At 74.3% G+C, this 3,475-nt stretch carries 3 protein-coding genes; 2 read left to right on the top strand and 1 reads right to left on the bottom strand.

Features of this window, described 5'->3' with window-relative positions:
• A partial coding sequence (locus tag ABZ641_RS29775; protein WP_359986736.1) for a molybdopterin-dependent oxidoreductase occupies window positions 1-1,507 on the bottom strand: 1,507 nt, incomplete at its 3' end.
• Between the two features lie 231 nt (window positions 1,508-1,738).
• Between ABZ641_RS29775 and ABZ641_RS29770 the strand changes: the two genes are divergently transcribed.
• Both ABZ641_RS29770 and ABZ641_RS29765 read left to right on the top strand, forming a co-directional pair.
• A complete protein-coding gene (locus tag ABZ641_RS29770) occupies window positions 1,739-2,953 on the top strand; it encodes an MFS transporter (RefSeq protein ID WP_359986733.1) in 1,215 nt (404 codons plus the stop codon).
• Between the two features lie 32 nt (window positions 2,954-2,985).
• On the top strand, window positions 2,986-3,459 hold the full coding sequence (locus tag ABZ641_RS29765; RefSeq protein ID WP_344623598.1) for a hemerythrin domain-containing protein: 474 nt from the start codon (window positions 2,986-2,988) through the stop codon (window positions 3,457-3,459).
• The last annotated feature ends 16 nt before the right edge of the window (window positions 3,460-3,475 follow it).

Below are 3,475 nucleotides of genomic sequence, written 5' to 3'. Positions count from 1 at the left end.
CCGGCGTGCAGGGCTGCGACGCGTCCTCGTACGAGGACGGCCAGCTGCCCGGGAGCCCGGGACGATGCACCCCGTACTGGGCGAGCATCAGGTCGAAGACGGTGGTGACGAGCCGGCCGCCGATCCGGCGCACCGGCACCCCGCGCACCAGGACGGAGCCGCCCTCGGTGGCGCCCTCGTCGAAGCGGGGCAGCGCGATCTCGACGGTCTCCTCGGCCCGCTCCAGCAGGCTCAGCTCGGGCACGACGTCGCCCAGGTCGAGGTTCCAGTGGCCCTGTTCCTTCGCCCAGCGGAAGCCGAGCGAGCCGTTCGGCACCACCGGCTCGCCGGTGGCCGAGTCGACGAGGACGGTCTTGGAGCCGGCGTGCTCCGTGTCCTGCCCGAGGTCGGCCGCGGTCAGGAACCCGTCCGGGACGAGGCCGTGCTCGTGCTCGCGCAGGGCCACCAGGAACGGGGCGTCGGTGAACGTGCGCAGGTAGTCCCGGAAGTACGGCACTTCGCGGTCGACGAGGAACTCGCGCAGGACCACGTGGCCCATGGCCATGGCCAGTGCGCCGTCCGTGCCGGGGTGCGGGGCGAGCCACTCGTCGGCGTGCTTGACGTTGTCGGCGTAGTCGGGGCTCACCGCGACGATCTTGGTGCCGTTGTAGCGGGTCTCGGTCAGGAAGTGCGCGTCGGGTGTGCGGGTCACCGGGATGTTGGAACCCCACATGATCAGGTAGCCCGCGTTCCACCAGTCCGCGGACTCCGGCACGTCGGTCTGGTCGCCCCAGACCTGCGGCGAGGCGATGGGCAGGTCCGCGTACCAGTCGTAGAACGACAGCAGCGTCCCGCCGATCATCGAGTGGTACCGGGCCCCGGCCGCGAACGACGCGATCGACATCGCCGGGATCGGCGAGAAGCCCGCCACCCGGTCCGGACCGTACGTCCTGACGGTGTGCACCTGGGCGGCGGCGACCAGTTCGGTCACCTCGTCCCAGTCCGCGCGCACCAGGCCGCCCTTGCCGCGCGCCCTCTTGTACGCCCGCGCCTTCGCCGGGTCCCCGGTGATCTCGGCCCACGCCGCCACCGGATCGCCCAGGCGTCTGCGGGCCTCCCGCCACAGCTTCAGCAGCTCGCCCCGCACGTACGGGTAGCGCACCCGGCTCGGCGAGTAGGTGTACCAGGAGAACGACGCCCCGCGCGGGCAGCCGCGCGGCTCGTACTCCGGACAGTCGGTGCCGATGGACGGGTAGTCGGTCGCCTGGTGCTCCCAGGTGATGATCCCCTCCTTGACGTACACCATCCAGGAGCAGGAACCCGTGCAGTTGACCCCGTGGGTGGACCGCACGACCTTGTCGTGGGACCAGCGGTCCCGGTAGAAGCCCTCCCACTCCGTGCCGCCCTCGCCGAACGAGGCGCGGCCGTCGGCCGACACCTCACGGCGGGTCAGCAGGCGTCTCGCCGCCAGCGGCCAGTGCTGTCGTTCGCGGGGCCCGGGGTCACCCGCAGCGCTCTCCTCGTCCATGGCCCGAACGCTAGGCAGTGCCCGCAGGTCCGCGCGGGGGCCGAAGGTCCCTGATCACCCGGCCGGCCGGCCCGGGGCACCGGCCGGGAACCGGGCCCTCCGGCACCCCGGTCCGGGACGGTCGGCAGGGACCGCGCAAGGCCCCGGACCAGCAGGCTGATGCCCGACCGAGCCCGAGGCCACCGGCGTGCACGACCTGACGGGCCGCACACCGGAGAGACGGAGAACCCCATGGACACCCGACCGAACGGGACGAGAGCGGCCGCGCCGGCCTCCGGGAGGCGGACCCTGATGCTGGCCCTGGCCACCCTCGGCTTCGCCCTCAACTTCTGGGCCTGGGCGCTGATCAGCCCGCTCGGGCCGCGGTTCAAGGACTCCCTCGGCCTCAGCTCCTTCCAGCAGTCGCTGCTCGTCGCCGTGCCGGTGATCGTCGGGTCGCTGGGCCGCATCCCGGTCGGCGCGCTCACCGACCGCTACGGCGGCCGGGTGATGTTCCCGCTGGTGTCCGCCGCCACCATCGTCCCGGTGCTGTACCTCGGCCTCGCCGGGCACTCCTCGCTGACCGAACTGCTCGTCGGCGGGTTCTTCCTCGGCGTCGCCGGCACCTCCTTCGCCGTCGGCGTGCCCTTCGTCAGCGCCTGGTTCCCGCCGGAGCGGCGCGGCGCGGCCGTCGGCGTGTTCGGCGCCGGGATGGGCGGCACCGCCATCAGCGCCCTGACCACCGTGAACCTGGTCAAGGGCCACGGCACCGCCACCCCCTTCGTCCTCACCGCGGTCGTGCTCGCCCTCTACGCGGTGGTGGCACTGCTCCTGCTGCGCGACGCCCCCGGCCGGACGGTGCCCTCCGAGCCGCTCGCCCGCCGCCTCGGCGCGGCGCTCCGGCTGCACGTCACCTGGCAGGCCTCCGCCCTGTACGCGGTCGCCTTCGGCGGCTACGTCGCCTTCTCCGTGTACCTGCCGACCTACCTCAAGACCGCCTACGGACTCCAGAGCGCCGACGCGGCCAACCGGATGGCCGGGTTCGTGCTGCTCGCCGTCCTGATGCGGCCGGTCGGCGGCTGGCTGTCCGACCGCACCAGCCCCGTCCGGGTCCTGACCTGGGCGCTCGCCGTGGTCGCCCTCGGCGCCCTGGTCCAGGGCTTCACCCCCGCACTCGCGCCGCTCGGCACGGCGGCCTTCCTGGCCATGGCCGCGGCGCTCGGCGCCGGCAGCGGCGCCACCTTCGCCCTCGTCGCCCTCCTCGCCCCCGCGAACCAGGTCGGCTCCGTCACCGGCGTGGTCGGCGCGGCCGGCGGCCTCGGCGGCTTCGTCCCGCCGCTCGTGATGGGCGCCCTGTACGGCAGCTACCACTCGTACGCGGCCGGCCTGGCGGCCCTCACCCTGGTCGCCCTGGCCGCCGTGGTCTTCACCGCCACCCGGGTCCGGCGCGCCGTCCGCGCCGCCTGACCCGTCCTCCGACCGACGAGGAGAACCCCGACATGTGCGAGTACTGCGGGTGCCAGGCACTGGCCACCATCCGCGACCTGACGAACGAACACGAGGCGGCGGTCAACCTGATCGGCACGGCCCGGGTCGCCCACCGCGAGGGCGACCCGGCCCGGATGGCCGAGGCCGCCCGGGCGATCGCCGCGATCCTGCGCCCGCACACCGAGGTCGAGGAACACGGCCTGTTCCCGGCCCTGGCCGGCGAGTTCCCCGAGCACATCGCCGCCCTGGAGGCCGACCACCGCCGCATCGAAGCCGTCCTCGCCGAGGCCGCGGACGGCACCCCCACCGACCCCGCCTGGCCCCGGCGCCTCCTGGACACCCTCGCCCAGCTGCGGGCCCACATCCTCAAGGAACAGGACGGCGTCTTCCCCGCCGCCCTCGCCGCACTGGGCCCGGCCGACTGGGAGGCCGTCGAAGCCGTCCGCGCCCGCGCCGGCACGGCCCTCCCCCGCCCGGCCCGCTGACCACCGCCCGCTGACC

Source organism: Kitasatospora sp. NPDC007106, from assembly GCF_040634455.1.
Taxonomy (GTDB): domain Bacteria; phylum Actinomycetota; class Actinomycetes; order Streptomycetales; family Streptomycetaceae; genus Kitasatospora; species Kitasatospora arboriphila.
Note: the sequence above shows the minus strand (reverse complement) of the source record. Positions and strands in the feature narration are given on the sequence as shown.

What these genes read in the sequence shown, in the direction of transcription:
- ABZ641_RS29770 (WP_359986733.1), top strand. Translation starts at nt 1,739, where the DNA reads ATGGACACCCGACCGAACGGGACGAGAGCGGCCGCGCCGGCCTCCGGG.
- ABZ641_RS29765 (WP_344623598.1), top strand. Translation starts at nt 2,986, where the DNA reads ATGTGCGAGTACTGCGGGTGCCAGGCACTGGCCACCATCCGCGACCTG.